The 26,312-nt window shown below is 42.6% G+C and carries 25 protein-coding genes and 3 pseudogenes; 13 read left to right on the top strand and 15 right to left on the bottom strand.

Features of this window, described 5'->3' with window-relative positions; translation table 11 throughout:
- Nucleotides 1-12 precede the first annotated feature (12 nt).
- A complete protein-coding gene (locus tag NSS60_RS06925; protein ID WP_004890122.1) occupies nucleotides 13-1,458 on the top strand; it encodes a glutamate synthase subunit beta in 1,446 nt (481 codons plus the stop codon).
- Between the two features lie 243 nt (nucleotides 1,459-1,701).
- On the opposite strand, the gene NSS60_RS06930 is transcribed toward NSS60_RS06925, so the two are convergent.
- Nucleotides 1,702-2,817, bottom strand: coding sequence for an IS4 family transposase (locus NSS60_RS06930; protein ID WP_032101754.1), 1,116 nt, complete (start codon nucleotides 2,815-2,817; stop codon nucleotides 1,702-1,704).
- A 155-nt stretch (nucleotides 2,818-2,972) separates the two neighbouring features.
- On the opposite strand from NSS60_RS06930, the gene ilvD reads away from it, so the two are divergent.
- From ilvD to NSS60_RS06945, 3 genes are all read left to right on the top strand, one after another.
- On the top strand, nucleotides 2,973-4,688 hold the full coding sequence (gene ilvD / locus NSS60_RS06935) for a dihydroxy-acid dehydratase (protein WP_051035070.1): 1,716 nt from the start codon (nucleotides 2,973-2,975) through the stop codon (nucleotides 4,686-4,688).
- A gap of 190 nt (nucleotides 4,689-4,878) precedes the next feature.
- Nucleotides 4,879-5,067: a hypothetical protein gene (locus NSS60_RS06940; RefSeq protein WP_081253619.1), complete on the top strand. Its 189-nt coding sequence runs from the start codon at nucleotides 4,879-4,881 to the stop codon at nucleotides 5,065-5,067.
- Nucleotides 5,068-5,396: 329 nt separating this feature from the next.
- Nucleotides 5,397-6,230, top strand: a complete 834-nt coding sequence (locus NSS60_RS06945) for a 5'-3' exonuclease (RefSeq protein WP_004890127.1) — start codon at nucleotides 5,397-5,399, stop codon at nucleotides 6,228-6,230.
- Nucleotides 6,231-6,264: 34 nt separating this feature from the next.
- On the opposite strand, the pseudogene NSS60_RS06950 reads toward NSS60_RS06945, so the two are convergent.
- The 5 genes and pseudogenes from NSS60_RS06950 to NSS60_RS06970 all read right to left on the bottom strand — a co-directional run.
- Nucleotides 6,265-7,116: pseudogene (locus NSS60_RS06950) on the bottom strand (glutamate-5-semialdehyde dehydrogenase); the annotation flags it as partial.
- 6 nt (nucleotides 7,117-7,122) lie between these two features.
- Nucleotides 7,123-8,256, bottom strand: a complete 1,134-nt coding sequence (locus tag NSS60_RS06955) for an IS4 family transposase (protein ID WP_064214037.1) — start codon at nucleotides 8,254-8,256, stop codon at nucleotides 7,123-7,125.
- A 105-nt stretch (nucleotides 8,257-8,361) separates the two neighbouring features.
- A pseudogene (locus tag NSS60_RS06960) lies at nucleotides 8,362-8,766 on the bottom strand (gamma-glutamyl phosphate reductase); the annotation flags it as partial.
- Nucleotides 8,767-8,787: 21 nt separating this feature from the next.
- Complete coding sequence (proB, locus tag NSS60_RS06965; protein ID WP_004890135.1) at nucleotides 8,788-9,909, bottom strand: glutamate 5-kinase; 1,122 nt, start codon at nucleotides 9,907-9,909, stop codon at nucleotides 8,788-8,790.
- Nucleotides 9,910-10,435: 526 nt separating this feature from the next.
- On the bottom strand, nucleotides 10,436-11,665 hold the full coding sequence (locus tag NSS60_RS06970; protein ID WP_064214420.1) for an IS110 family transposase: 1,230 nt from the start codon (nucleotides 11,663-11,665) through the stop codon (nucleotides 10,436-10,438).
- Between the two features lie 432 nt (nucleotides 11,666-12,097).
- Between NSS60_RS06970 and NSS60_RS06975 the strand changes: the two genes are divergently transcribed.
- Together NSS60_RS06975 and NSS60_RS06980 are read left to right on the top strand one after the other, a co-directional pair.
- Nucleotides 12,098-13,000 (top strand): ABC transporter ATP-binding protein, encoded by a 903-nt coding sequence (locus NSS60_RS06975; protein ID WP_004890140.1) that lies wholly within the window; start codon nucleotides 12,098-12,100, stop codon nucleotides 12,998-13,000.
- On the top strand, nucleotides 12,990-14,219 hold the full coding sequence (locus NSS60_RS06980; RefSeq protein ID WP_004890142.1) for an ABC transporter permease: 1,230 nt from the start codon (nucleotides 12,990-12,992) through the stop codon (nucleotides 14,217-14,219). The genes NSS60_RS06975 and NSS60_RS06980 overlap by 11 nt, the downstream gene beginning before the upstream one ends.
- 25 nt (nucleotides 14,220-14,244) lie before the next feature.
- Here the strand turns inward: NSS60_RS06980 and NSS60_RS06985 are convergent, their stop codons facing one another.
- On the bottom strand, nucleotides 14,245-14,715 hold the full coding sequence (locus NSS60_RS06985) for a PCYCGC motif-containing (lipo)protein (RefSeq protein ID WP_004890144.1): 471 nt from the start codon (nucleotides 14,713-14,715) through the stop codon (nucleotides 14,245-14,247).
- A gap of 143 nt (nucleotides 14,716-14,858) precedes the next feature.
- Entirely contained in the window at nucleotides 14,859-16,040 is a 1,182-nt protein-coding gene (locus tag NSS60_RS06990; protein WP_088223189.1) for an IS701 family transposase, read from the bottom strand.
- A gap of 167 nt (nucleotides 16,041-16,207) precedes the next feature.
- On the opposite strand from NSS60_RS06990, the gene NSS60_RS06995 reads away from it, so the two are divergent.
- Entirely contained in the window at nucleotides 16,208-16,693 is a 486-nt protein-coding gene (locus tag NSS60_RS06995; RefSeq protein ID WP_232467198.1) for a Jag N-terminal domain-containing protein, read from the top strand.
- On the opposite strand, the gene NSS60_RS07000 is transcribed toward NSS60_RS06995, so the two are convergent.
- The gene (locus NSS60_RS07000; RefSeq protein WP_088223292.1) at nucleotides 16,646-17,149 is read right to left on the bottom strand and encodes an IS630 family transposase; all 504 of its coding nucleotides are present in this window, start codon (nucleotides 17,147-17,149) and stop codon (nucleotides 16,646-16,648) included. The two genes, NSS60_RS06995 and NSS60_RS07000, sit on opposite strands and share 48 nt — an antisense overlap.
- A gap of 26 nt (nucleotides 17,150-17,175) precedes the next feature.
- On the bottom strand, nucleotides 17,176-17,706 hold the full coding sequence (locus NSS60_RS07005; RefSeq protein WP_004890151.1) for a helix-turn-helix domain-containing protein: 531 nt from the start codon (nucleotides 17,704-17,706) through the stop codon (nucleotides 17,176-17,178).
- Between the two features lie 84 nt (nucleotides 17,707-17,790).
- Between NSS60_RS07005 and NSS60_RS07010 the strand changes: the two genes are divergently transcribed.
- The 4 genes and pseudogenes from NSS60_RS07010 to NSS60_RS07025 all read left to right on the top strand — a co-directional run bounded on the left by NSS60_RS07010 (nucleotide 17,791) and on the right by NSS60_RS07025 (nucleotide 20,073).
- Nucleotides 17,791-18,408, top strand: a complete 618-nt coding sequence (locus NSS60_RS07010; RefSeq protein ID WP_340720760.1) for a flagellar assembly protein A — start codon at nucleotides 17,791-17,793, stop codon at nucleotides 18,406-18,408.
- A 22-nt stretch (nucleotides 18,409-18,430) separates the two neighbouring features.
- Nucleotides 18,431-19,321 carry a FapA family protein gene (locus NSS60_RS07015; protein ID WP_340720955.1) on the top strand — a complete coding sequence of 297 codons (891 nt, stop codon included), beginning with the start codon at nucleotides 18,431-18,433 and terminating at the stop codon, nucleotides 19,319-19,321.
- A gap of 113 nt (nucleotides 19,322-19,434) precedes the next feature.
- A pseudogene (locus NSS60_RS07020) lies at nucleotides 19,435-19,878 on the top strand (acetyl-coenzyme A synthetase N-terminal domain-containing protein); the annotation flags it as partial.
- A 30-nt stretch (nucleotides 19,879-19,908) separates the two neighbouring features.
- Complete coding sequence (locus tag NSS60_RS07025; RefSeq protein WP_230456181.1) at nucleotides 19,909-20,073, top strand: hypothetical protein; 165 nt, start codon at nucleotides 19,909-19,911, stop codon at nucleotides 20,071-20,073.
- Nucleotides 20,074-20,103: 30 nt separating this feature from the next.
- Here the strand turns inward: NSS60_RS07025 and trhA are convergent, their stop codons facing one another.
- Nucleotides 20,104-20,757, bottom strand: coding sequence for a PAQR family membrane homeostasis protein TrhA (gene trhA, locus NSS60_RS07030; protein WP_035018625.1), 654 nt, complete (start codon nucleotides 20,755-20,757; stop codon nucleotides 20,104-20,106).
- 95 nt (nucleotides 20,758-20,852) lie between these two features.
- On the opposite strand from trhA, the gene NSS60_RS07035 reads away from it, so the two are divergent.
- Complete coding sequence (locus NSS60_RS07035; protein WP_004890157.1) at nucleotides 20,853-21,779, top strand: alpha/beta hydrolase; 927 nt, start codon at nucleotides 20,853-20,855, stop codon at nucleotides 21,777-21,779.
- Between the two features lie 42 nt (nucleotides 21,780-21,821).
- Here the strand turns inward: NSS60_RS07035 and NSS60_RS07040 are convergent, their stop codons facing one another.
- The 3 genes from NSS60_RS07040 to NSS60_RS07050 all read right to left on the bottom strand — a co-directional run bounded on the left by NSS60_RS07040 (nucleotide 21,822) and on the right by NSS60_RS07050 (nucleotide 24,406).
- Nucleotides 21,822-22,196, bottom strand: a complete 375-nt coding sequence (locus tag NSS60_RS07040; protein WP_081254018.1) for a hypothetical protein — start codon at nucleotides 22,194-22,196, stop codon at nucleotides 21,822-21,824.
- A gap of 146 nt (nucleotides 22,197-22,342) precedes the next feature.
- Nucleotides 22,343-22,939 carry a Stand-alone sensor domain-containing protein gene (locus NSS60_RS07045; RefSeq protein WP_035018626.1) on the bottom strand — a complete coding sequence of 199 codons (597 nt, stop codon included), beginning with the start codon at nucleotides 22,937-22,939 and terminating at the stop codon, nucleotides 22,343-22,345.
- Nucleotides 22,940-23,035: 96 nt separating this feature from the next.
- Nucleotides 23,036-24,406, bottom strand: a complete 1,371-nt coding sequence (locus NSS60_RS07050) for a YjiH family protein (protein ID WP_004890162.1) — start codon at nucleotides 24,404-24,406, stop codon at nucleotides 23,036-23,038.
- A 362-nt stretch (nucleotides 24,407-24,768) separates the two neighbouring features.
- Between NSS60_RS07050 and NSS60_RS07055 the strand changes: the two genes are divergently transcribed.
- Nucleotides 24,769-24,978, top strand: coding sequence for a DUF1722 domain-containing protein (locus NSS60_RS07055; protein ID WP_035018628.1), 210 nt, complete (start codon nucleotides 24,769-24,771; stop codon nucleotides 24,976-24,978).
- Nucleotides 24,979-24,994: 16 nt separating this feature from the next.
- Here NSS60_RS07055 and NSS60_RS07060 read toward each other — a convergent pair whose 3' ends face one another.
- Nucleotides 24,995-26,305 (bottom strand): APC family permease, encoded by a 1,311-nt coding sequence (locus NSS60_RS07060; protein ID WP_004890165.1) that lies wholly within the window; start codon nucleotides 26,303-26,305, stop codon nucleotides 24,995-24,997.
- Nucleotides 26,306-26,312 lie beyond the last annotated feature (7 nt).

Consider the following 26,312-nt stretch of genomic DNA (forward strand, 5'->3'; position numbering starts at 1 on the left):
AGGGGGAGAATGATGGGGAAAGCAACGGGATTTATGGAATATGTACGGGAGGAAGAAAAAAAGCGCGATCCGCTTTCCCGTTTACATGATTGGAATGAATATACGTTTCCATTTTCAACCGACACGTTAGCGAGACAAGGTGCGCGATGTATGGATTGCGGTACGCCGTTTTGTCATATGGGCATAGAGCTTCAAGGCTTGACATCTGGCTGTCCGATTCATAATCTCATTCCAGAATGGAACGACCTTGTGTATCGTGGAAGATGGAAAGAGGCGTTTGAACGGTTAGTGAAGACAAATAATTTCCCAGAATTTACAGGACGCGTTTGCCCAGCGCCGTGCGAAGGATCGTGTACAGTAGCGATTTCTGATCCGGCAGTAGCGATTAAAGGAATTGAACGAGCGATTATTGACAAAGCGTTTGAGGAAGGGTGGGTTCAACCGCGCATTCCGAAAAAGAGAACCGGAAAAAAGGTGGCCGTCATTGGCTCTGGTCCTGCAGGGTTAGCTTGTGCAGATGAACTAAATCAAGCTGGTCATTTTGTCACTGTGTATGAGCGCGCGGATCGAATTGGTGGTTTGTTGATGTACGGCATTCCGAATATGAAACTTGGAAAAGACGTCGTTGAGAGACGTGTACGCTTGCTTGAAAAAGAAGGAATTACGTTTGTTACAAACATAGAAGTCGGAAAAGATTTGTCGGTGGATGAATTGCGCAAACAATATGATGCGGTTGTGCTTTGTATTGGAGCACAAAAGCAACGCGATCTTATGATCGAAGGACGCGAGCTTGATGGCGTTCATTTTGCGATGGACTACTTGACAATGACGACAAAATGGCTACTTACCGGCGAAAAAGATGAAACGTTTATTGATGCCAAACATAAACATGTCATCGTAATCGGTGGTGGCGATACAGGGGCTGACTGTGTCGCGACGGCATTGCGGCAACAATGTAAAAGCGTTGTGCAATTCGGCAAACATCCGGCATTGCCAAAAGAGCGTACAAACGATAATCCATGGCCGCAATACCCGCTTGTATTTACAGTTGACTATGCATATGAAGAAGCGGAAGCGAAGTTCGGCAATGACCCGCGTCAATATTGTATTCAAACGAAAAAAATTGTTGGTGATGAGAGAGGGAGAGTAAAAGAACTGCATACGATCCAAATGGAAAAAATAATAGATGATCAAGGGCGTGCTGTATTTAAAGAAATTCCAGGTACAGAGAAAATATGGCCGTGTGATCTCGTATTGATCGCTATTGGTTTTGAAAGACCAGAACCGCAACTTTTACAACAGTTTGGAATCGAGACAATTAGTAAAGCATACAAGACGAATGTTGAAGGTGTATTTGTCGCAGGTGATGCAAGACGTGGACAAAGCCTTGTTGTTTGGGCGATTCATGAAGGACGCGAAGCAGCGAAAGAAATAAATCATTTTCTTATGGGGGATTGAGAGGGGGACATCTGCGAAAGTGCATATTTTAAAAACTCTTTTTCTGCGTTTTTTGTAGAAAAAGAGTTTTTTTATTTTTAGAATTGTTATTTTATTTCATTAGCATTGCATAAATATAGTTAGAATTTTCTGTTAATTATTTTTTGTGAATTTGTGCCAAAAAGACAAAACCTAAAGAAAGGCGGCACTGTCCATTTGGTAAATATATACAGTTAAATCAGAGCGACAACGACAAAAGGGAGATTATGGACTGGCTCGCCCATCAAATTTTCGCAACCAAACATAAGCTGGTTTCCACAGAGCTCTCTTTAACCAACGAGTAATTCGAAGTAGGGATTTCTTACTTTTCATCTCCAATTGAATGAGAACATGTAAGCAATACGTGATAAGGGCTAAGAAAATTTGATTTTGAATAGCTGTTTCACTCATTCCATAAAAGTGCTTAATTTCTACGTGTTGCTTAAGCCATTTGAAAAAGAGTTCAATAGCCCAGCGAGATCGGTAAATACCACTTATCTCTTCTGCTTTTAAATCAAATCGGTTGGTAATTAAACGAAGTAAGTTCCCTTTTGTGTCCATAACTTCTAGTAGACGATAGACATTTTCAGTACGATTTTGTGTGGTACCAATATAGACCATTTTATCGGATAGAACGTGACAATCATCAGGAAGTGAAAATGTATAGACTTCACGAATGACTGCGTTTTTCTTCAGTCTTGAAACGAAGAAATAGCCATCATCTGTCATCCGGTCAAAACGTTCATAGTCCACATAACCGCGGTCAAACACATACATGGCTTCTTTATCATCCACTAGGACTTCGAGTTGATTTCGGTCATGTTCTTTTGCTGTCGTAATCACTGCTTTTTCAGGATAGACGGTGTCTTTATCCATGAAAACGAGCCGTAAGTGTAGCTTTACACCAGCTTTTGTTTTACGGAATTTTGCCCATTTATAATTGGTCAAATTCAACGGGAGTGTACTCGAATCAATGATTTTCAGTGGCATATTCTTTCCGTTTTTATAATGGTACCGTTGAATTTTCCAAACAAGATCCAAGAACAAATTTGCAAGAATTAGTGGGTTGATCTGATTGTTTTTTCGGGATAGCTGAGAGGCACTTATCGATTCAAATCCGAGTGCTTTTTGAAGATCTTCGTCTACAAGTGCATCACTCATTTCCTCTAAGCTCTTAAATTCGAGCAGTTGGGCTACCAATAAAAATTTAATATAGGCTTCTGTTGTCAGCTTTTTTGTGTAATAGTCCTGTTTCAATTCTTTGACTTGTTCGCTAAGTTTTTGAATATTTATGGGTGAAACCCATTTACCAAATGATGAAATTAGTGTATTCTTGTCCATAACAGTTATCCTTTACGATTGGATTTGGACAGGAACCACCTGTACTTCCATTGTAAAGGATTTTTTTGTTTCGAAATCAATAAAAAATTGAACATTCTTAGTATTTTGAATCATCAGATTTAATTACTGCAATGCTAGTGATTTTATTTAAAAAAATGTTACAATGTTTTTTAACAAGTTCAGAAAAAATGGAGGGATTTGTTTTGCGTAGCGATATGATTAAAAAAGGATTTGACCGTGCACCCCATCGCAGTTTATTGCGTGCAGCAGGGGTAAAAGAAGAAGATTTTCATAAGCCGTTTATTGCGGTTGTGAACTCGTATATTGATATTATTCCAGGTCACGTTCATTTGCAGGAGTTTGGTAAAATTGTAAAAGAGGCAATCCGTGAGGCCGGTGGTGTTCCGTTTGAAATGAACACCATCGGGGTCGATGATGGCATTGCGATGGGACATATTGGTATGCGGTATTCGTTGCCGAGCCGAGAAATTATTGCTGACTCTGTTGAGACGGTCGTTTCTGCCCATTGGTTTGATGGGATGGTATGCATTCCGAACTGCGATAAAATTACACCTGGCATGATGATGGCGGCGATGCGCTTAAATATCCCGACTATTTTTGTAAGCGGAGGACCGATGAAAGCAGGTGTGACGAGCGATGGGAAAAAAATTTCGCTCTCTTCTGTATTTGAAGGAGTCGGTGCATATCAAGCCGGAAAAATCGATGAAAAAGGGTTACAAGAACTTGAACAGTACGGCTGTCCGACATGTGGTTCTTGTTCAGGAATGTTTACAGCAAATTCGATGAACTGTTTAGCCGAGGCGCTCGGCTTAGCGCTCCCTGGTAATGGCACGATTTTAGCGATTGATCCGGCACGAAAAGAATTTGTACGACGTTCAGCTCAGCAGTTAATGTATTTAATCGAGCATGATATTAAACCGCGCGACATCGTCACCGAAAAAGCAATTGACAATGCATTCGCACTTGATATGGCGCTCGGTGGTTCAACAAATACAGTGCTACATACGCTAGCTATTGCTAACGAAGCAGGCATTCATTATCCGCTTGAGCGTATTAACGAGGTCGCATCTCGCGTGCCGCATCTAGCAAAATTGGCACCAGCATCAGATATGCATATTGAAGATTTACACGAAGCGGGTGGTGTATCTGCAGTATTGCACGAACTGTCGAAAAAAGAAGGCACCCTTCATTTAGATGCATTGACGGTGTCAGGCAAAACACTTGGTGAAAACATTGCAGGATGCGAAGTAAAAAACTATGAAGTCATTCGTCCAATTGACAATCCGTACTCAGAAACAGGTGGACTGGCTGTTTTGTTTGGAAATTTGGCTCCAGACGGCGCCATCATTAAAACAGGTGGTATTCAAGGTGGCATTACACGCCATGAAGGACCGGCGATCGTATTTGATTCTCAAGAAGAGGCGCTTGAAGGCATTGCGGCAGGAAAAGTACAACCTGGGCATGTCGTCATTATTCGTTACGAAGGACCAAAAGGTGGACCAGGGATGCCAGAAATGCTTGCGCCGACATCGCAAATTGTCGGTATGGGACTTGGACCGAAAGTTGCCCTCATTACGGACGGTCGTTTCTCCGGTGCTTCTCGTGGTTTATCGATCGGACACGTATCGCCAGAAGCTGCCGAAGGGGGTCCAATTGCTTTTGTACAAAATGGTGACCATATTGTCATTGATATTGTGAAACGAACAATTGATGTCCTCGTTCCAGAAGAAGAATGGGAAAAGCGAAAAGCAAATTGGAAAGGATTTGAGCCGAAAGTGAAAACCGGGTATTTGGCCCGTTACTCGAAACTCGTCACGTCAGCTAGTACAGGCGGCATTATGAAAATTTAACGGATGGGCGAATCGCCCTCCTTTTTTTGTAAAAATATTAGCCTTAAAAAGCGTTTACTATTTTTTGAAGCGTGAAAGAATCTTTAATAAATTGAAAAAATAGTACGTTTGCCCGTAACTATTCATCCCGATAGTAGTATGTAAAGAAGCGCAACACAAATAAGGCATCCCCGTAATAGAAAATGCCCTGATGTCGTTGTGCCTGTCACCTGTCGAAGATTTATACAGCGCATTTTTAATCATGAATGTGAAAGACAATCGAAAAGAAATAGATCGACAAAAATGTTTAGAGAGATGGGATCAATTTATTCGACTGCATGATGAAGAAATCAAACGACTTCATCTTCATTCATGTGTCGTAAGTAGTATGGAAATTTAAATGATAAAAAGCGTCTTGAACCGGGCGCACAGGGCGATAAGCACCAGTAAGGTGTTTGCCCATGAAAGTCTTGTGGAACAAGGGTGAGTTCTACACGCAGGTGTACGAGAAACCCTTTTGTACACAAGAACCCCGTGGCTTTAGCCATCGGGAGGTTCAGGGTGTCGTATTTGTTATTGTATGTTCGATCATGAAGCTAGTTCGTTTTCTAAAAAGACGTTTGCAATAAATGATACGTTGCACAAAATATTTTTGAACGTTTCCGCCATCCTGTACTGGATGGTTTTTTGTTATACTTGTTTCATCGATACATAGAAAGGACAACGAAGATGGAACGAGAACATTTGTTATTAATTGACGGGATGGCGTTATTGTTTCGAGCGTTTTATGCGACAGCACCGCGTTGGATGATCAATAGCCGCGGTGTGCCAACGAATGCGGTATATGGGGTAGTGAAACAAATCGAAGCGGCAACAAATGCACTTCAGCCGACGCATGTCGTTTGTTGTTGGGACATGGGAAGCACGACGTTTCGCACGGAATGGTTTCCAGATTATAAGGCTAATCGAGGCGAGCCACCGCATGAATTAATGCCGCAGTTTGATTTGGCGAAAGAAGCGGTTGCGATGCTTGGCATTCCGAATATCGGCGTACTTGGTGCCGAAGCGGACGATTGCATCGGCTCGCTTGTAAAGCAATATCGTGATGGGATGCGCATTTCGATTGTGACTGGAGACCGTGATTTATTCCAGCTTCTTTCGGAACATGTCACTGTTTATTTGTTGGCAAAAGGCATTGGCAACTATGAGGCGTATACGCTCGACCGCTTTACTCAAGAAAAAGGGATTCAGCCTCATCAGCTTATTGATGTGAAGGCGCTTATGGGCGATGCAAGCGACAATTACCCAGGCGTGCGCGGCATCGGTGAAAAACAAGCGTTTAAACTTATTCAACAATACGGATCAATTGAAGGAATCATCGAAAATTTTGCGAACTTAACAAAAGCACAGCAACAAAAAATAACCGAACATCTCGACTTGCTTCATTTGTCGCGAAAACTTGCGGCCATCCATTGCGATATCCCAATTTCGTTGCGATTGGAAGAGGCGAGATGGGATGATGAGCGTAAGTGGTTTGCGGAAGTATTAGAAGCAATTCGGTAAGACGAAAAACCCAGCCCCATATAGAGGCTGGTTTTTATGTCCGCACTTGCCCGTTCCCGTACACGAGCGTTTTTGTTGTCGTGATGGCGCGTAAGCCCATTGGTCCGCGGGCGTGCAGTTTTTGTGTGCTAATGCCGATTTCCGCACCGTATCCGAACTGTTCGCCGTCGGTGAAGCGGGTAGAGGCGTTATGGTACAATACGGCGGCATCGACGCGAGCGAAAAATTGCTCCACGTGTTCCTTACATTCAGAAATAATTGCTTCGGAATGTTTTGTGCCGTAGCGCTCAATATGCTCTATCGCTTCATCGACTGTTTCAACGAGCTTCACCGCTAGAATCGGGGCTAAAAATTCGGTTGCCCAATCTTCTTCTGTCGCTTCACGGACGAACGGATATGTAGCCGCAAGCTGGTTGTCACCGCGTAGTTCGACCCCTTTTTCATGCAGCGTTTCAAGCAACTCGTTTATATATGGCCATTGGTGGTGGATGATGACCGTTTCGACCGCATTGCAGACAGATGGGCGTTGCAGTTTAGCGTTTATGGCAATATCAATCGCCATTTCTTTTTCAGCAGAGTCGTCAATGAAAATATGGCAATTGCCGACGCCTGTTTCTAACACAGGAATCGTTGCGTTTTCGACGACGGATTGAATAAGACCGGCGCCGCCGCGTGGAATGAGAACATCCACATATTCTTTTAAACGAAACATATGTTGTGCCGTTTCGCGACTCGTATCTTCTAGCAGTTGAATCGCGTCAACTGGGACAGAAGACCATTTTAACGCCTCTTGCATGACCGACACGAGCGCTTTATTCGAGTGAATAGCGGAAGAACTGCCGCGCCACAAGACGGCATTTCCTGTTTTTAAGCAAAGACTCACGGCTGTTGATTATCCAAAATTAGGCATACTCCTCCCATATATTCGGGCATACTCAAATAAGACAGCTGCCATCTCGGATTTCCATTCGAGAGGAAGTTGCCCAGAGAAAAAACGACGGACAAACGAAAGAAAGGTAAGGGACGAGGTTGTCCGTTTTTCCGTTCGATGATATAGCCATCTCAGTAACACATAAGCGATAAATGCCGCAAAAAGTTGGTTGTATACCGCATGCTCGTTGTTGCCAAATAAGGTCGGAACGTTTAGATATTGCTTGATCCATCGGAAAAACACTTCCACTGTCCAACGTTCTTGATACATCTCGGCAATCTTTTCCGCCGATGCCTCTAAGACGTTCGTGACCACACGGATTTCATGCCCGTTCGCATCCTGAAAGATCACGACGCGATGGCGCTTTTTGGAACGACATTGTTTCGTTCCTAACTGGCAAGTAAAATCCGCCACAATAGAAGAAGAGGAGGAAGAAAGGCGCTTTAGGCTCTTTTTTTGATGGATCTCGACATTGTCTTTCATCCGAATCACAAACGGTTGCTTCTGTTCGACAAACCGATCGAGGCGTTCAATTTTAAAGTACGCTCGATCTTCGACAAGAACCGTTTGTACGTCTGTGAGCCGCTCTCCCACCGGTCCATCGTGGCGCAACCCTACGGTTTCTACGATGTCGCTCGGCATTTGTTGCTCAGGGGAATACGCGACGTGCATTTTCACTCCGGATCGTTCCCCATGATAGGGTGCCCATGTCAGGCGGTTTTTCCCCACGGTGACGGTCGTGGAGTCTACTATACGCAATGCTTTTGGAAAGCGAAGCGAACGGCGGGTTTGGCGATTGCACTTAGAAACAACCAAAGCAAATAAGCGCTTCATCACCTCGTACGGAACTTCTTTCGCTTTCTTAGAAACCGTCGAGTAATGAAACGTCGGCAATCCGTACATTTTCGCCACATCGGCACCATGACGGAAACTTTTCCATTCGTGAAGTGCCGCCAGCAGAAAAAAATCAACCAACGTGCGCACCGTAAACGTCCGCGAAGTGTCATGGTAGCCAACGGCTTCGGTAATCGACTGGAGATCTTCATCAGAAACAATTTTTTGCATCAAATTTGGGAGTGTGGTATGCTTGTGCATAGAGAGCACCTCCTAGGTTTGTTTGTGTTGTTACTTACATTCTACAGGAAAGGTGCTCTTTTTTCTATGTTTTTTATGGATATTATTGGTTAATCAACACGCCTGGCAAAGACTAGCTGCATCGACTGTTACATTTGGACGGGCTTCATATACCATACCGACAACACCAAGCGGTACGCGAATTTGTTTTAATAGGAGTCCGTTTGGTCGCGACCATTGTTCGATCGTTTCGCCGATTGGATCTGGTAGCTGAATCACTTGGCGAACACCGTCAGCAATTTGGTGAATACGTTCTTCCGTCAGTTGTAGTCGGTCAAGCAAGGAAGGGGAGAGCCCGTTTTCTTTTCCACTTGCCATATCTTTTTCATTCTCTTCTAAAATGTACGATTTTCGTGCAATTAGTGTTTCCGCGATGATCGCCAGCGCCTCGTTTTTTTCTTCCGTCGATAAAATCGCTAAACGTTTCGCGGCCTGTTTTAATTTTTTTGCTTTTGTTAGTAATTCGTTCATCCGTTTTCGCTCCTTTCGTTTTTAGTGGACAGGCGTCCTTTTTAAGCAAACTAAATGATCGCGATGAATGACTTCTGGGCGGTGATGGAAAGAGTATTGTTTTGCGTGTTCACTTGCCATTCCTTTTACCTTTTGTAAGTCATCCGCAGCATAATATACTTGCCCTCTAGCGATCACGTCGCCTTTTTGATTGACGACGTTGACGACATCGAGCGCTTGGAACGAACCGAACACATTGGTCACCCCAGCAGGTAATAAACTTTTTCCTTTATGCAAAATGGCTGTTTCTGCTCCTTCATCGATTTCGATTGCTCCGGTGACTTCGGAATGGTATGCAATCCATTGTTTGCGCATTTGCATCTGTTCTTGAAAAGGAGAGCCGATATACGTCCCGTCGCCTTTTCCTTCTAAAATATGTTTGATTTTTTCTTTTCCTGTTCCTGTCCCGATAAAGACGCTGACACCAAAAGAAAGAGCTTTTTGTGCGGCAAGCAGCTTCGATTTCATTCCCCCCGTTCCAACCGCTGATCCGCTACCTCCAGCTTGTTCCAACAGTTCGTCAGTAATTTCAGACAGAAAATGATATTTTTTTGCTTCCGGGCGGCTTGGGTGTTGGTCATATAGGCCGTTAATGTCCGTTAAAATGATCAAGGCATCCGCATGCAAAAAACCGGCTACAAGCGCGGACAATAAATCGTTATCTCCGAACGTCAACTCTTCCACTGAAATTGAGTCGTTTTCATTAATAATTGGAAGAACGCCACGTTCTAACAATGTAGAAATTGTCGCAAATAAGTTACGAAACCGCTCGCGATCGTAAAAATCTGCGCGTGTTAACAACAATTGTCCGGCAACGATATCAAACGAACGAAAGGCGGAAATGTAGCTTTGCATCAGCATTCCTTGCCCGACAGCCGCGGCTGCTTGTTTTCCCGCAATCGTTTTCGGACGCGAACGATACCCAAGCAACCCAAACCCAGCGGCGACCGCTCCGGAAGAAATGAGAATGATATCGTGCCCAAGTTGTTTCATATACGCAAGTGCTTCAACATGTTCACGTAGTTTTTGTTCCGAAAGCGTCCCGTTTTTTTCGGTTAATGAGCTACTGCCAATTTTGACGACGATTCGCTTTTTTCTCACCATTTCACCCCTTTCCACAAAATAAAAAACGCTTTTTCGCCCTTACAGAAAAGGACGGAAAAGCATTTTTTCCGCGGTACCACCTTTTTTGGCGCAATGCGCCCACCTCGTGCCCTGTAACGTCGGGGGAACGGCTTATGTTTGCATAAGCGGCCGTATAGGGTAGGTTCAACCGACTTTCCGTGAGGAACCTTCCAGCCTATGGGTTCCATTCTCTGTCACATTCCATCGGTTTACTCGTCCCGTACCTCGTTCCATATATACCTTTTTTCAGAATTATGAAACAAAAAAACAAAGATGTCAACGGATTTTTTGAACGTAAAAAAGTAAATGTATGAGACTTTTACCTGTATTTATACGTTATAATGGAATAAAGGAGAAAGTCCTGCGGTAATATGTCAAGGTGAAAAATCATCGAAATTGGAAATTCGATTGTCCGATGACCCGAAAAAAGGCAATACTTAAGAAGCCCAGTCTTGTCTTATGTCATTAACTGGGTTTTAATGCAAAATCAGTTAGATCGATACCCCTATCGATCTTCCCCCTTTCTTGGCGTGTAGATTTGACCGTTGCGTAGCAGCGCATCGATCACACGCACGAGTTTTCGAGCGGTGAGGACGAGGGCTCGTTTGTGTTGGTGCTTTGGTACTTCCTCATACTTCTTCCGGTAATAGGTGCGAAACGACGCATCATGCCGTTGTACCGAGTTGGCAGCCTCCACTAGGTAGTAACGGAGATAGCGATTGCCGGAACGAATGAGGGAAGTCTCCTCGGCTTGGAACCGACCGGACTGGTGCTTAGACCAAGTCAAACCTGCATACTTTGCTAAGGCGGCTTGGTTGTCAAAGCGCTCGATTTGTCCAATTTCGGCTAAGATGCCAGCGGCGTAGACCGGACCAATGCCGGGAATCGTTTGTAACGTATTTGGGATGCCTTCCAAATGGCGAGTAATCGCTTTATCTAGCTCTTTAATTTGCGCTTGAAGGCTACGGATGGATTGAATCGATAGCCCTAAAAGCAAGTCGATGGAATCCTCGACACATTTGGAAAGCCGATACGACGAACGAGCCGCCTTTTGAATGGACTTGGCGATGCATTCCGGATCGGCAAAGCGATTGCGTCCTTTTTGGCGCAAGAAGTCAGCGAGCTGTTGCACGTCCATCTGACTGATTTCGTCTAAGCTAAACGACTCGAGAAGAAGCTCTAAGATGGCATGTCCGAACACGGAGCTGTCCACCTCTTGGGTAAAGGAACTGCACTTGTAAAACAAGTGTTGGAGGAAGTACTGCTTTTCCCGAGTCAGCTGATGGACGAGATGATAGCGCATGCGCGTGAGCCGTTGAAGGGCGATAAACTGTTCTTGCATGACAGCTGTCACTTTCAAACGGCCAAAGCGAAGCCGATCGGCGATGATCCACGCATCGATGCCGTCCGTTTTATCCAAGTCAGTGTACGCTTCTTTAAATTTGCGAATGAGCTTTGGATTGATGGTAAACACCTTGACATTCCAAGACTTCAGCTCCTCCTGTTGGTGGAAAAACATCGCTGGATGCCAGCTGTAGACCGAAGTGGCTTCCATCCCGATGAGAATTTCGGATGGTTGGAGCTTGTTGGCCCACAGGAGGATTTGATCGCGAAGGAAGGTCGCGCCAAGGAGATGATTGTCCACCTTGAATTGGGCGCACGTGTTTCCTTCTTGATCCATGATACACGTGTATAAGTCCGTTGAGCTCACGTCAATCCCGACGTAGAGTTTCATGAGATCACCTCCAATCGTAGTAGGATCGTGGGGTTGGGACTCTTCGGGATGCCCCCGGACCGCGCCTGTTGACCAGTCACCCTCGCATATGAGAACTCACGTTGGGCCATGGGCTGCCTGGAAGCTGCTCCTTCCAGCATGGGAAACCAACGGGAACAGCCTGCGGGTTAGAAGTCCGAACAGGAGCCGGGGAGACAGACTTTCTAAGTAGTCAAAGCTACAGGAGAGAGAAGAGTGTCCCCGATGATCCTAAGACCATTATCCAAGAACATCGCGAAAAGTCCAACCCCGATGTAGTGCCATCCACGGGGGAGGGGCGCGCCCCTCCTCCGTGGGCAAATCACTTACACATATGCGATTGTCAAGGAGCATATCCAACTGGAAATTCGATTTAAAAATCTTTCTAAACATACTATACGAGGAGTGGAAAACATGGGATTAGTGTTGCAACATGTAACAAAACAGTTTGGCTCGTTTACAGCAGTAGATGATGTGACGTTGTCTATTCCGGAAAAGGGTATATTTGGATTTCTGGGGGCGAACGGAGCAGGAAAAACGACAACATTTCGAATGATCTTAGGATTGCTTGAGCCAACGAAAGGAGAGATTACATGGAACGGTGAGCATATTACGTATAAACATAGTCATCTCATCGGATATTTGCCGGAAGAAAGAGGATTGTATCCAAAGTTAAAAGTAAAAGAACAGCTTATTTATTTAGGGAGATTGCGAGGATTACATAAAGAAGAAATTGTGAAAGAAATGCACAATTGGCTGGAGCGTTTTAAAATCCCGCAATATGAAAATCAAAAAGTAGAACAGTTATCGAAAGGTAATCAACAAAAAATTCAATTTATCGCTGCGGTGTTACATCGTCCGCAATTGCTGATTTTAGATGAACCATTCAGCGGATTAGATCCGGTAAATGTTGAAATGTTGAAAAAGGCAGTAATAGATTTACAACAACAAGGAACAACGATTGTCTTTTCAAGTCATCGGATGGAACATGTTGAACAATTATGTGAACATATATGCATTATGCATAAAGGAAGACCTATTGTTCATGGATCAATTAAAGAAATTAAGCAATCTTTCGGCAAGAAAAATGTCATTATTCACGGAGAACTTCCGTTTGAAACATTAACAAACGTTCCTGGTGTATTAAAAATGGAGAAAACGGTTGAAGGAGTTCGCTTACAAATAGCAGATGAAAGTGTATCCCAGCGCATTCTTGAACATATTTATGCAAAAGGATTTATTCGTACGTTTTCGCTAGAAGAACCATCGCTCAATGACATTTTTATCGAGAAAGTAGGTGCAGCGTATGAACAATAAGTTTTGGATCGTTTTTCTTCACACGTACGTAACGAAATTAAAATCAAAGTCTTTTTTCATTTCAACGATCATTACTGCTTTTATTGTATTTGGTATTAGTCAGTTAGATCGTATCATTGAAGCGTTTAGCGATAATGCTCAAAAAACAATTGGTGTTATTGATGAAACAAATGGGTGGTACGAAGCATTGCAATCGCAATTGCAATCGAATAAAGAAATAAGTCTTGTTCGCCATGATGGAAGTGAAGAACAAGCGAAAATATATGTTCAAACGGATCAATGGTATGCGTATATCGTGCTTGACGTACAAAATGCGCAGCCGAAAGTGACATATTATGCAAAAAATATTGCAGATAGTGATGTCATTCATGGCATTGAGCAAGCGTTGCAACAAGTTAAAATTGCGATGATGGCAAAACAAATTGGATTAACGTATGAACAAATAAACGCATTATATGCTCCAATTGCCATAGAAAAAGTAGCGCTTGAAGAACATGCAAAAACAGAAGAACAATTAAATCAAGCAAGAGCGATCGTATATGTGCTATTGTTTGCGATGTATATGTTCGTGTTAATGTACGGAAGTATGATTATGATGGAAGTAGCAACGGAAAAATCATCACGTATTATGGAAATTTTAATTTCAAGTATCTCACCTGTTCAACAATTGTTCGGAAAAATTTTAGGAGTTGCTTTGTTAAGTTTGACGCAGTTTATGTTTATTTTTTCAGTTGGCTATGTCTCGATGAAACAAAGCGATATATTGCGTCAGTTGCTTGGTATGAATGAACTCCCGCTTTCTTTAATTACGTACGGCATTATCTTTTTCTTGCTCGGTTATTTGTTGTATGCGATGTTATTTGCGGTACTTGGCTCGATTGTCAGCCGCGTCGAAGAAGTACAACAAATGGCTGGTCCTGTGACGATGCTCGTTGTCGCAGCGTTTATCATGGCGATGTTTGGTTTAAATGCACCGGAGTCACCATTTATTACAGCAATGTCGTTTGTCCCGTTTTTTACCCCGATGATTATGTTTTTACGTATTGGCATGTTGAACGTTTCAACTTGGGAAATTGTCCTTAGCATCGGTTTGCTCGTCGGAACAATTGCCTTTTTATTCGTATTTGGTTCAAAAGTGTATCGTGGCGGCGTGCTCATGTATAATCAAGCATCTTCATGGAAAGATCTCAAGCGGGCATGGCAATTAACGAAAAAATAAAAAACCGAGCGAAATGCTCGGTTTTTTACATCGGCTTTGTCGGTGTCGGTTTAGCATAGCCTTCTTTATATGTTTCATCAATAAGACGGCGAATGTCTTTCACAGACATACCTTTTTCATATTGCTCGATTGAAATGGCTGCGATTTCTAAACAAACTCCGCACTTTGTCGCATGGTCATCCCAGACGATGGCACCGTCGCTTTTGTTGTCATATACAAAACAATCATAATTATTTTTGTGATCAACCGATTCACCACAGCCGCAATAACAGGGGATGTTTTCTAACAACGTTTGATGATTTGCAGCCTGTTCGTACAAATGAGCCATGGATTCGTTATGTTTGGCTAAAAAAGACGGCAAACGATGAATGGAAGCCGTTTCTTCGCGTATATCATTTGTTTGATGTTCCTCAGCATGATCATTTTCTTTTTGTGCACATCCACTTAGCAATAAACTAATGGAAAGTATTGCGCTAAATGTAGCTCGCTTTTTCATATCACCCATCCTTTTATTACGAAATTCATTATACAGTCCGACTTTTTTCACTATTTCTTTTTATCTTTTTTACTATTATAACTGTAGTTGAGCAATTTTCGTTACAATAATTACCATTTGAAAAGAGACAAACAGGGTACCCCTTATGCCACGTGGAGCTGTTTTTTCACGGTATCAATGGGAATATTTTGTTTTGCTGCACGATAAATGAACTCCACGAGGCTATGTCCTTTTCTCTTGCGCAGGAGATCGAGCCCATCCGAAAAATCACTGTTAGACTCGAACATGCTGTACACATACGCAAGTTGCACCAAGATCCAATACCGTTTCACCGCCCGACGCCCGCGAACGCGGTATCCATCGAGTTTCAGCTGGTCTTTCGCTTGACGGAAAAAACATTCGATCGACCAACGTGCAGCATAGTAGCGCAAGATCTCTTCATCGCTTAGCTCGCGATCGGTGCTCAAGACGCAATGAAGATGTTTCGGCGTCATCGGCTGATCGGCTTTCCATGCGAGCAGCACCACGGCATCCTTGAGACCGTTCAGAGCGCCTTCGTAGCGATACACCCGATAACGCTCTTTTCCCACCGTGACGAGGCGGGTATCCCGTGGCTCCATAGATTTGGCAAATTCCTTTGCTTGAATGGCCGTCCCTTTTGGATAGAGAATCCGATTCGTCTTCAGCATCGCGATGACGTGGAACCCTTTTTTTAAGCAGGCTCCCACGAGGGTTTTCGATGGATACCAAGAGTCCATGAGCACATAAACGGGTCGACTCACATCCAACGAAGAAAGCATCTCGATCGCGAGTTCCCCTTTGCTTTTCCCCACCGTCTTGTCGTAGAGGCGAAAGGCAAAAGGAAACGCTTGGGTCATCGTATGAACCATGAGCCAAACGAGAGAATGTCCCCAGATCGACTTTTTCTCTGCGTGAGAATAGTGCCAATCACACCCTTGAATGGCGTGTGTTGCCCGTGACGAGGGCTTCGTTTTTTGGCAAATCGTATCATCGATCGAAACAAAAATGGGTTGATTCTCTCGTTTCGAGCTGCGTTCGACACGATGAAGCACCCACTGTTGGAGTTTGCGAAGCAGCGTCTCTTCCTCCCATGGGCTTTTCGTGAAAAAATGGCTCAGTGTCGTGCGATGGTTCGGATGAAAACTCCCATGATGTAGATCGGTCAGCGTTCCCGAAAAGCCCTTTGTAATCATCGCATCCACGATATGAACGAGATGCTTCATGACAGGTTTCGAGAAATAAAGGGCCAACCCCAACATCGTCAAAAACTTGTGGATTCCTTGGTGATGTGCTAATCTATTCATGAGACATGAACCTCCTTGTGAATGGTTTGTTGGCACATCTATTCTAACCAAGGAATCGGGTTCATGTCTTCTTTTTTGTTTGGTTGTAAATTTATGTTAGTAAATTTGCTCATCTACAGTTATAATAAAAATAATGGAAAATGATAAGGGAAAAAGGCGGGGGAAAAATGGATTGCATCGAGGTAAAAGGAAACACGCTAGAAGAAGCGATTGCAGAAGGGCTAAAACAACTTCAAGCGACGCGTGAAGATGTCGTCGTTGAAATCGTTCAACAAGAGCGTAAAAAGCTGTTTGGTATCGTTTCGCAACCAGCTGTTGTTCGACTAACGAAGAAGCATCAAACAAAGCAAACTGTTCAGCAGAAAGAAGGAAAAGCGTGGATACAAGACGGAGATTTTTGTTACGAATGTTTGGACGTAGGCCCGACGATCATTATTGGCGAGGGAGTCATTTGTTTGCATAACGGGAAAGCGATCGAAGGAAAGGTGACGTTACAAGAAGGCGACGACGTTCGCATTTGCCCAAAAGAAGAAAGCATTGCACAATCCGTTTGGAGAGTTGATGTAGATGCTATATACATCCAATTTAAAATTTTAACCTCTGGTTCACGCAGTACACCCGATGCGGCGCAACACCTCATCCGGGTGTTGTAGAACGTACTGTTCAAAGCGAGTAATGGACTGGGCAATGTCATTTTGATCCTTGTGAAAAACATTGGCAATCACTTCATCTTTCAACCACTTCCATAACCGTTCAATCGGGTTCAACTGTGGAGAATACGGCGGCAAAAAGATGAAATGAAAAGCAGTACCTTCCTCGCCATCAAGAAAGGCTTGTACCATCTTGGCATGATGAATACGCGCATTGTCTAACACAAGCACGAGGAATTGATCGGCATATTTCTCTTTCAATCGGCGCAAAAAGTCAAGGAACGTTTCGGCATTGGCAGATGAAGCACGATGGAAAACCACATCGCCTTGTTGAACATCGACGGCGCCAAAAATAGAAACGTGGGCATGGTGACCGTAGCTTGGCACTTGTTTTTGATTTCCTACTTCTGCCCATGTCGTACGTAGCGCTTGATAAGCACGAACATGTGTCTCATCCACATAAAACAGCGTGACATTCTCGGTAATTAGTTTTTTTTTATAAATTCAAGTTCTTTTTGAAAGGCAGCTTGACGCTTAGCGTCTCCTTTGACGAGCTTATACGTCGGACGTGTCCATGACAAACGAAGACGATGCAACAACTTACGAATCCCTTCACGTGACATCGAAACGCCATAAGTTTGTTGGATGTAAGATTGTAAAATGCGCGTGTTCCATGATGAAGCGATGCCCCAGCCAGCATCCACAGGTGTGGTAGTTAACACGAGTTGTCTAATTTCTTGTTGTTGTTCTTCCGTAAGAAACGGCACACGACCAGGCGGCAACCGACGATCGAGTAGATGATCGAGCCCACCTTGATTAAACCGTGCAACGTAGATGGCAACGGATTGACGGCATAGATTGACCATTTTGGCCACATCTTTACCGAGATGACCTTCCATGACAAGACGAACAGCGGTCACCCGAACGCGAAGGGAAGCATCTTTGATTTTCCGTTCTTGTTTCCGAAGTGTTCGAGGCGTCCAACCGTGATCATTTGTGATTTTCAAACGTTTCATGCCAATTCCGCTCCTTTTGTATAGAAATATTTAGGAGCAGTATAACCATGAAAAAGGTGTTCATACAGAAGTCATGGTTTTAAGGTGCATGTATATAGAAAGTTAGAAGCAACATTAACGTTTGTGCCTGGGGTGCGACGTCGATATGTACTTGAAGATCAGCAACCATCTAACAAATTACATATACAAGCAAAAATGGAGAATGAGCTCATTTATGATGTGTCATATGAGCAAGTGATGGCGAAACTGCAAGAGTTAGGGATTGTTTACGGCGTGAACGAAGACATGATTCGAGAAGTGTTGCAGTCGGAGAAAAAAGTAAGCACGACTATAGCAAAAGGAGTTGAGCCAATTGAAGGAACAGACGGTTGGGTGGAAGTAAAAGTAGGAGAGGGGAAAAGGAAGCCGAAAGTACGTGAAGATGGAACGGTTGATTATCGTGAAATGGAAACGATCGCAACGGTCGGTGAAGGAGATTTAATCGCGATTGTTCATCCCCCGCAGCCTGGAAAGCCGGGATTAAAGGTGACGAATGAAGTGATTCCTGTTCGCGAAGTGCATCCAGTCATGGTTAAACTAGGCAAAGGTGTAACGATGGATGAAAACCGCATTTTAGCAACAACAGGAGGAAGGTCACAAATAGCAAAAAAAAGGAAAAACGGTCGTTGTCTCCATTATTCCAAAGCTCGTTCATCAAGGTGATGTCGATTTATCGGTAGGAAACATTCATTTTAAAGGTGATGTTGAAATTACAGGCAATGTTCAAGACGAGATGGTCGTTGAAGCGCTTGGTAGTATTATGATTTTACAAAATGTCAATCGAGCAAAAATTCGTGCGCAACAATCTATTTTTATTCAACAAAACGTCATTGGCGGTACAGTCACATCAGGTGAAAATAAAATGCTCGTTACACAGCTTATCAGTTTATTACAACAAATTCGCCACTCGCTTGAACGAATGATTGTTGCCATTCAACAATTGATGGTCATGTCAAAAATTCGCGAACAAGATATTTATCCGCTAACGAAAAGGCTGCTTGAAAGTAAGTTTCAAACGATGATGGAAGCAATGAAAAAGTATAAAATGATGTGCGAACAAAAACGCGAACAAATTGGTGAACAATGGTTCGATATTGGCTCACAGTTGGATGGTTGCTTGCTCGCTGATCGTCCGAATCATTTTCATTGTTTAGCAGGCATGGCGAATTTGCTTCGAGAACTAAATACGTTTATCGGGCAATACGACCGCGAAGAAAACGATGCAATTGAGCTTTCTTACGCTTTAAATAGCGTCATTCACGGAAGTGGAGATGTCGTTGTAACGGGAAAAGGGTGTTACAATTGTAACATTTATGCTGGAGGCACATTGACTGTTCACGGAGTGTTACGCGGTGGTGAAGCGTATGCGCAAAAAGGGATGAAAATTAAAGAAGTTGGCTCTTCGCTCGGGATTAAGACTGTATTAGCTGTTCCAAAAGGGGAGACGATCTATATTGAACACGCATGGGAAGGAACAGTTGTACAATTTGGTAAAAAGACGTATACATTTTATGAAGAGAAAAAACACGTTGAAATGAAATGGGACGACGAACGTCAAGAAATTGTATTTGGATAAAAAAGACGCATGGCCAACAAAGCAGATGCGTCTTTTTGTATATTTTTCGGATAATCATATAGTATAATGTAAATGTTCTTAATTTTCTTTCTTTTTGAAGAAGGGGCTAGAAAATGAAAGCGACTACGGATAGGGATATTTTATGGACGCCAACGAAAGAACAAATCGAACAATCAAGCGTGAAAAAGTATATGAATTGGCTAGAAGCAAAAAAAGGGCTTACGTTTGATTCGCATGCGGCGTTATGGAAATGATCGGTCGAGAATCTTGAGCAATTTTGGGAAACGGTGTGGGAATATTGCAGCGTTCAGTCGTCTGCACCGTATACCAGTGTGTTATAAGAACGAAAAATGCCACGGGCAAACTGGTTTCCAGGGGCACGGCTAAACTATGTGGAACACATTTTTCGCAACATGCAGGAGAAGCCAGCGCTTTTGTTCCGTTCCGAACACGTTTCGGTGCGTGAAGTGACGTGGAAAGAGTTAAAACAACAAACGGCAGCCGTCGCTTCGGTGCTGAAAAAACTGGGGGTCAAGCAAGGAGATCGCGTCGTTGCTTAAATCGCCAATCGCCTTTGCGACTTGTATTTGGGCGTCATAGCGTTAAAAGAAGCGGAAGAAAACGAACGAAAACAAATTATCGCCCGCCTTTTCTTACAGCATATTTGGGGATGCGATTTATTCGATGCCGAGATGTTATCGGTTCGTCATTTTGATTTAGTGATGAATGAAACGAAAGAGGTAGAAGTATAAAAAGGCAAGGGACCAAGTCGGTTCCTTGCCTTATAGTAAAACAAATACAGCCAGAAAATGAGCCACAGACCCGCCTAATACAAACAAGTGCCAGACAGCATGATGAAATTTAAAGCCGCGCCATACGTAAAAAACAGCGCCGACTGTGTACAAAATTCCGCCGATGACTAAATATAACACACCGTTTGGCGAAAGGCTGGAAACGAGCGGTTTCCATGCAAATACAATCAACCAGCCCATGATGATATATATAATCGTCGATGTATATAAAAACCGATCGACGAAAAAGCATTTAAATACGGTACCGAAGAGTGCAAGCCCCCAGACGATGCCAAACAATGTCCAACCGATCGCTCCTCTCACCGCTAAAAACAGAAACGGCGTATACGTGCCTGCAATAAAAAAGTAAATCGCCGAATGGTCGAAAATCTCAAACAATCGCTTCCAGCGCCCTTCCGGCAACGCGTGCACAATCGTTGATGACAAATACAAAATAAGCATCGTGCTTCCAAACAACGTGAAACTAACGACGTGCCATGCATTTCCGTACATCGCAGCCATGACCGTCAAAATAACGAGCGCCGCGATACTAAACACCGCACCGATGCCATGAGTAATCGCATGCACGATTTCTTCTTCTTTCGTAAACGTATGGGTAAAAGCCAATAGTCTCATTCCTTTCATTGAAAGACATTTTGTTTATTATATCACATCGATATACATTTTTGTGCATTGTTGTTTTCGTTCGCGACATAATGGAAAAAAGAGAGGTGAGGACGATGCAAATACAGGTAGAAAGGCAACGAAAGACAAAAAAATGGCTTGTACCATCGTTTATTGGTGTATTGTTGCTTGCGGCGATTGCGTGTGTCGCCATTTCCATTTACGTCGGTTGGAATTTGACACATAAAGAGCGAAAAGCAGTCGTCGAAACGCCGAAGGCTTATGAAATGGCTTATCAAGATGTGACATTTACAAGTAAAGACGGCGGACTAAAGCTGAAAGGGTGGGTGATTGAGCCAAAGAAACAAGCGAAAATGACCGTTATTTTTTCGCATGGATATGGCGGCAATCGCTACGAACCAAACGTCCCGTTTTTGCCAATTGCTAAAGTACTAACAGACGAAGGATATCGCGTCATTATGTTTGATTTTCGCGCAAGCGGCGAATCGGAAGGAGACATGACAACGATTGGCGCAAAAGAAAAATATGATTTGCTTGGTGTCATTGATTATGCAAAACAACATTATGCCGAACCGATTGTTCTGTATGGAGTATCGATGGGAGCAGCAACGTCGATTTTAGCAGCAGGAATGGATAAAGAGGTGAAAGCGGTTATTGCTGACAGCCCGTTTAGCGATTTAGAAGGATATTTGCGCACATATATGCCTGTATGGACGCATTTACCGAATGTTCCGTTTACGTATTTAATCATTACCCTTATTCCGATGATTACTGATTTAGATCCAGCCGAGTCGGTGCCGATCAAAGCGGTTGATGCAATTGCTCCACGGCCGATTTTATTTATTCATAGCAAAGCCGATCTATCTATTCCATATGAAGAAAGTGTAAAGATGTACAACAAACATCCAGAAGTGTTTGCACTTTGGCTCACGGACAAAGCCAAACATGTGAAAAGTTTTGCGATGTATGAAGAGGAATATATTAAGCATATGTTAGCATTTCTAGAAAAAGTGCAAAAATAAAAGACAAACCGTCGTTCCAAGAGGGGAGCGACGGCTTTGCTTTTAGTTTGCTTTTTTGAGCATGTGCAATTCTTCCTCTGCACGTGCAATACGGCCGAGTTGATAGTCAAGTCGTTCGTGGATATAGGCAATGTCCTGCTTTGTAGCCATTTCCCCACGAATGTGGGCAATTTCATGACGCATAGCATCTTGAAGGCTACGTTGTTCTAATTGATTGTCTCGAATAGCCTTAATCATTGCCGTATTTTCTTTCATTTGCTCTTTTAACCAATGAATATCTTCTTCCTGCTTATGCACTTTTGTTTTTAATTCATGCATCTCTTGCTTCATTGTTTGTATTTCTTGCTTCATCCATTGCATGTCTTCGGATAAGTTTTGGACGAGGTTAACGAGCTGGAGGAGAAGTTGTTCTTGCACGCCTGATTCACCTACCTTTCATCATAAAGGTATACGGCATTTCTAGTGGGAAATATGAAGAGGAGTTTGATGAAATGCCTTTGCCGTCATCTTATCATAATTTGTCGAAATGGACAAACTATTTTTTATATATGTGTTTGAATCGCTTATTTTGTCGTACGTGTAGCATACATGCGTTCTTTCGCAACTTGTAATAACTGTTGTAATTGTTCCCCTTCGATTGGATATGTCGCATAGCCGACGAGAAAAGATATCGGGCTATTTTGTTTAATTCGCTTAATTATTGTAGATGGTTTTGCGTTATTTTCGACAGCGATAATTAAATACTGGTCATTTGACCATTTGGCTACGATGTCACTTTTTCTCGTTGTCTCGACTAACAGCTGTTCGAAGGCAGTTTGTTGTTGGGGATGACTGTCTTTTTTCGTTTGGAGCAAATAGATTGTTAAACGACTATCTGGGTCGCGATCAACGAGCGCTGCGATTTTTTCGAATGTACTCGCAGCAAAGTCTTTGCTTTTTAGCTGATATATTAGATCTTTTACACAAGCTTTTCGATCATATCGATTACCAAAATAAATGCCGATAATCGTCTGAAACACGTAAAAACCAATGACAACATATAATTCTGTTCCATGGAGTTGTGTTAAATCAATTGTACCGTTCATAGCCATTATTTCTGGTAACAATACAAGTTGGCTAACGAATAAGCCGATTGTTTTTCCGATATGTTGTTTAAGCATATACGTCACCTCTCTCCATACTATGAATCAAACGCGCCATTGGGATGGACAAATAAAAGTGAAATAAAAAAAGGGCGAGATGACTGCCCTTTTGCGTTAAAAAATGAAATGTGCAATAAAAACGATAATTGGTAACGTAATAAATGTGCGAAGAAGGAAAATGACAACGAGATCCTTAAACGTAATTGGTAGTTTTGACGCAAGTAGCAATCCGCCTACTTCGGACATGTAAATCAATTGTGTTACAGAAACACAAGCGATAACAAAGCGAGTAAATTCGCTTTCAATGCCGCTACCGATAATGGCAGGTAAAAACATGTCCGCAAAGCCGACAACCATCGTTTGTGCAGCGGCTGACGCTTCTGGCACTTGTAGGAGCGTCAAGATCGGTACAAACGGTTTACCGAGCCATTCAAATACCGGTGTTGTTTCGGCGATAATTAGTGCGACCGTTCCAATGGCCATAACGACAGGTAATACGCCTAACCACATATCGATCACGGTTTGTACACCGTTTTTCAATAATTTCCCCATGTCGTTATTGCGCTGTGCCACTTCTGTTGCCTGTTTTAATCCCCATTGAAAAGGAGTATAGCCAGCTGGTACTGTTTCATCAACGGGAGCGTGATGTTCATGATAATATGTGTCTGGCTTTTTTGATAATGGAGGGATACGCGGCATAATGATCGCGGCTACAAGACCAGCAACGACGATCGTAAAATAGTATGCGCCAAACATATGTTCAAGTTTCATATACGTGATGACAACGATGCTAAATGTAATCGATACAACGGAAAAAGTTGTTCCAATCACCGCTGCTTCCCGCTTCGTATAAAAGCCGTCTTCATATTGTTTATTTGTTAACAATACGCCGATCGTTCCGTCCCCTAACCAAGAAGCAATACAGTCAATGGACGAGCGACCAGGTAATTTAAATACCGGACGCATAATCTTTGTTAAAAGTGCGCCACATAATTCAAGTAATCCGAAATCTAATAGTAAAGGTAAAAACAAGCCTGCAAATAAAAAGACGGAAAACAAAATGGGAATGAGACTATACAACAGCAAAGCACCTGTATTTTCTGACCATACCCATTCCGGACCGATTTGCCACAACGTCATCGCTCCTAAAATTGTTCCAACGATGCGCGCAACGACGAACAAACCATTCACATCGAATAAACGCCGAAGAAATGGGCTGTTCATGATGAAAGAAGGATAAGCAATTTTTGCAACGATTGTGCCAACCGTAGCGATAAACATAAATAAAACAGAAATTGTCGGAATGACTGAAGAAAAGTTTCCTTCGACCCATTTAGCTAAAATAGCTACAGGGATCGTCATCTCGCCTTTATAAGGAACAGGGATCATAAATAAAAATACCCCAACAAGCGAAGGAATAAGAAATTTCAGTATGTCAGAGAGATGATGCGATTGTGTATGTTTTTCTTTTTGTACGACATTCATTTTCTAAAACCACCTTCCATTTTATGTTTTGAAAACGGATACATAACATTACTACTATCGTAATATAAAAATGAAAATAGTCAATATAGCAAAATGATTCAGAAATATAAATGAGCGATAAGGACTGCATAAATATGAAAGTATAAAATTATACAAATACACAAATACGAATAAATAATAATTAAGTTATAGTAAAATAGGCAACATAAAGCATAATAAAACAAAGTGACGATATAATCAATCATTTTTTTGTATAAACGTTCAAATTCAAAATTTTTTGTTTTTTTCAACACATTGATGCGTGTATTTTTTCTGTTTATGCGATATGATAAGCGAAAATATGTGTGAAAGGAGTACGGGTAGTGTGGCATTATGGTGAGGAAAAACGGTATGTCCATGAGCTGTTAGAAAAATATCGGGCAGGCAAGCTGCCGCTAAGTAGTGTAACAGCCGTCATTCGTTCATGGGCCATTCGCTATCAAAACGAATATTTGTTGAAACAACGATATTTTCAACCTTATCCAGAACCGTTACTTGACGTGACGGATTCAGGAAAAGGAAGAGATTATTAAAAGAAGCGACAAAGGGTTATCCTTGTCGCTTTTTTGTAACGATATAATACACCGGAATGCCAGATATCGTCACAACAATCGATAAAAATGTATCGAGCGGTGCATGGAGTACCGTACTTATAATAATATATGCTGTGCCAACAATAGCAACAATCGGGGTGAAAGGATAAAATGGCACTCGATATAATTGTTCGTTAGATGGTAATGATTTTCGTAATAAAAATACCGCATAAAAAGCAAAGCCGTAAAATAAAAAGACACTAAAAATAGCAATATCCGTTAAGCGATCTGCATTACCAAGTAACATCATGATAGTTGCAATAGTAATTTGCATGAACGTTGCTAATACAGGTGTGCGCCACTTTGGATGGATGCGAGAAAAATAACGAGCAAGTGGAAATAGCCCATCTATTGCCATTGCCAATGGCATGCGAGGGAACGTGAGTACTTTTCCATTTAAACAACCAAAAATAGAAATTAAAATGCCAATAGCGATCAATTTTCCACCAAATGACCCGAATAAAATGGTTGCAGCTTCACTCGCTGCATTCGGACCGAGTGCAACAATGTCATCAGCGCGAAGCACGTGAAGTAATGCTACATTCACAGCTACATAGGCAAACATCACGATAAGAATACCGGTAATAATCGCTTTCGGTAATGTTTTCGCAGGGTTTTTCATTTCCCCAGCAACAAACCCAACGTTCATCCATCCATCGTACGCCCACAATGTTGCTAAAACTGCCGCCCCGAAGTTTATTGCTTGACTAGAGTCGCTATCCATGCCGAAAATAGGTACATTACCCTTGAACACCCCGAAGACAATGATAAGAAAAATAGGTAATAATTTCGCCGCTGTTAAAACACTTTGAACGATTCCACCAACCTGTGAGCCGAGCGTATTTACAACGGACAAAAACAAGACTGCCATGATCCCGATCCAAAGTTCGCTTTCTTTTGGTAGAGAAAAAATACCTGCAAACAGTGTACCAAAATACAGCCCTAGTGCACCGATAACGGCAGGACCGTAAATGATCGTTTGTACCCATCCGCATAAAAAGCCCCAAAACTTCCCGTAAACTTTTTCAATATATACGTACAATCCACCTGTTTCAGGAATTTTTGAGCTCACTTCTGCAATCGTTAACCCACTAGCTAACGTAATGATTCCCCCGATAATCCAAGCGAGAAGAGCAAATGTTGAATTTCCAGTTGCTTCAATGACAACAGCGGGTTTCATAAAGATACCGGATCCTATCACAGTACCAACGACGATGGCTGTTGCTGTAATAAAGCCGATGCTTTGTTTCAATTCTGTTTTCGTCATGTTGTTC

This window comes from Anoxybacillus sp. FSL W8-0382 (assembly GCF_038003845.1).
GTDB classification, from domain to species: domain Bacteria; phylum Bacillota; class Bacilli; order Bacillales; family Anoxybacillaceae; genus Anoxybacillus; species Anoxybacillus flavithermus_G.

Excerpts from the sequence above, each read along its gene's own strand:
- NSS60_RS06930 (WP_032101754.1), bottom strand. The coding sequence starts at position 2,817 with ATGGACAAGAATACACTAATTTCATCATTTGGTAAATGGGTTTCACCC.
- NSS60_RS06970 (WP_064214420.1), bottom strand. The coding sequence starts at position 11,665 with ATGAAACTCTACGTCGGGATTGACGTGAGCTCAACGGACTTATACACG.
- NSS60_RS07035 (WP_004890157.1), top strand. The coding sequence starts at position 20,853 with ATGCAAATACAGGTAGAAAGGCAACGAAAGACAAAAAAATGGCTTGTA.
- NSS60_RS06925 (WP_004890122.1), top strand. The coding sequence starts at position 13 with ATGGGGAAAGCAACGGGATTTATGGAATATGTACGGGAGGAAGAAAAA.
- NSS60_RS06975 (WP_004890140.1), top strand. The coding sequence starts at position 12,098 with ATGGGATTAGTGTTGCAACATGTAACAAAACAGTTTGGCTCGTTTACA.
- NSS60_RS07060 (WP_004890165.1), bottom strand. The coding sequence starts at position 26,305 with ATGACGAAAACAGAATTGAAACAAAGCATCGGCTTTATTACAGCAACA.
- NSS60_RS06945 (WP_004890127.1), top strand. The coding sequence starts at position 5,397 with ATGGAACGAGAACATTTGTTATTAATTGACGGGATGGCGTTATTGTTT.
- NSS60_RS06940 (WP_081253619.1), top strand. The coding sequence starts at position 4,879 with ATGTCGTTGTGCCTGTCACCTGTCGAAGATTTATACAGCGCATTTTTA.
- NSS60_RS07005 (WP_004890151.1), bottom strand. The coding sequence starts at position 17,706 with ATGAAACGTTTGAAAATCACAAATGATCACGGTTGGACGCCTCGAACA.
- ilvD (WP_051035070.1), top strand. The coding sequence starts at position 2,973 with ATGTTACAATGTTTTTTAACAAGTTCAGAAAAAATGGAGGGATTTGTT.
- NSS60_RS06985 (WP_004890144.1), bottom strand. The coding sequence starts at position 14,715 with ATGAAAAAGCGAGCTACATTTAGCGCAATACTTTCCATTAGTTTATTG.
- proB (WP_004890135.1), bottom strand. The coding sequence starts at position 9,909 with ATGGTGAGAAAAAAGCGAATCGTCGTCAAAATTGGCAGTAGCTCATTA.
- NSS60_RS06955 (WP_064214037.1), bottom strand. The coding sequence starts at position 8,256 with ATGCACAAGCATACCACACTCCCAAATTTGATGCAAAAAATTGTTTCT.
- NSS60_RS07045 (WP_035018626.1), bottom strand. The coding sequence starts at position 22,939 with ATGCTTAAACAACATATCGGAAAAACAATCGGCTTATTCGTTAGCCAA.
- NSS60_RS06990 (WP_088223189.1), bottom strand. The coding sequence starts at position 16,040 with ATGAATAGATTAGCACATCACCAAGGAATCCACAAGTTTTTGACGATG.
- NSS60_RS06995 (WP_232467198.1), top strand. The coding sequence starts at position 16,208 with ATGGATTGCATCGAGGTAAAAGGAAACACGCTAGAAGAAGCGATTGCA.
- NSS60_RS06980 (WP_004890142.1), top strand. The coding sequence starts at position 12,990 with ATGAACAATAAGTTTTGGATCGTTTTTCTTCACACGTACGTAACGAAA.
- trhA (WP_035018625.1), bottom strand. The coding sequence starts at position 20,757 with ATGAAAGGAATGAGACTATTGGCTTTTACCCATACGTTTACGAAAGAA.
- NSS60_RS07050 (WP_004890162.1), bottom strand. The coding sequence starts at position 24,406 with ATGAATGTCGTACAAAAAGAAAAACATACACAATCGCATCATCTCTCT.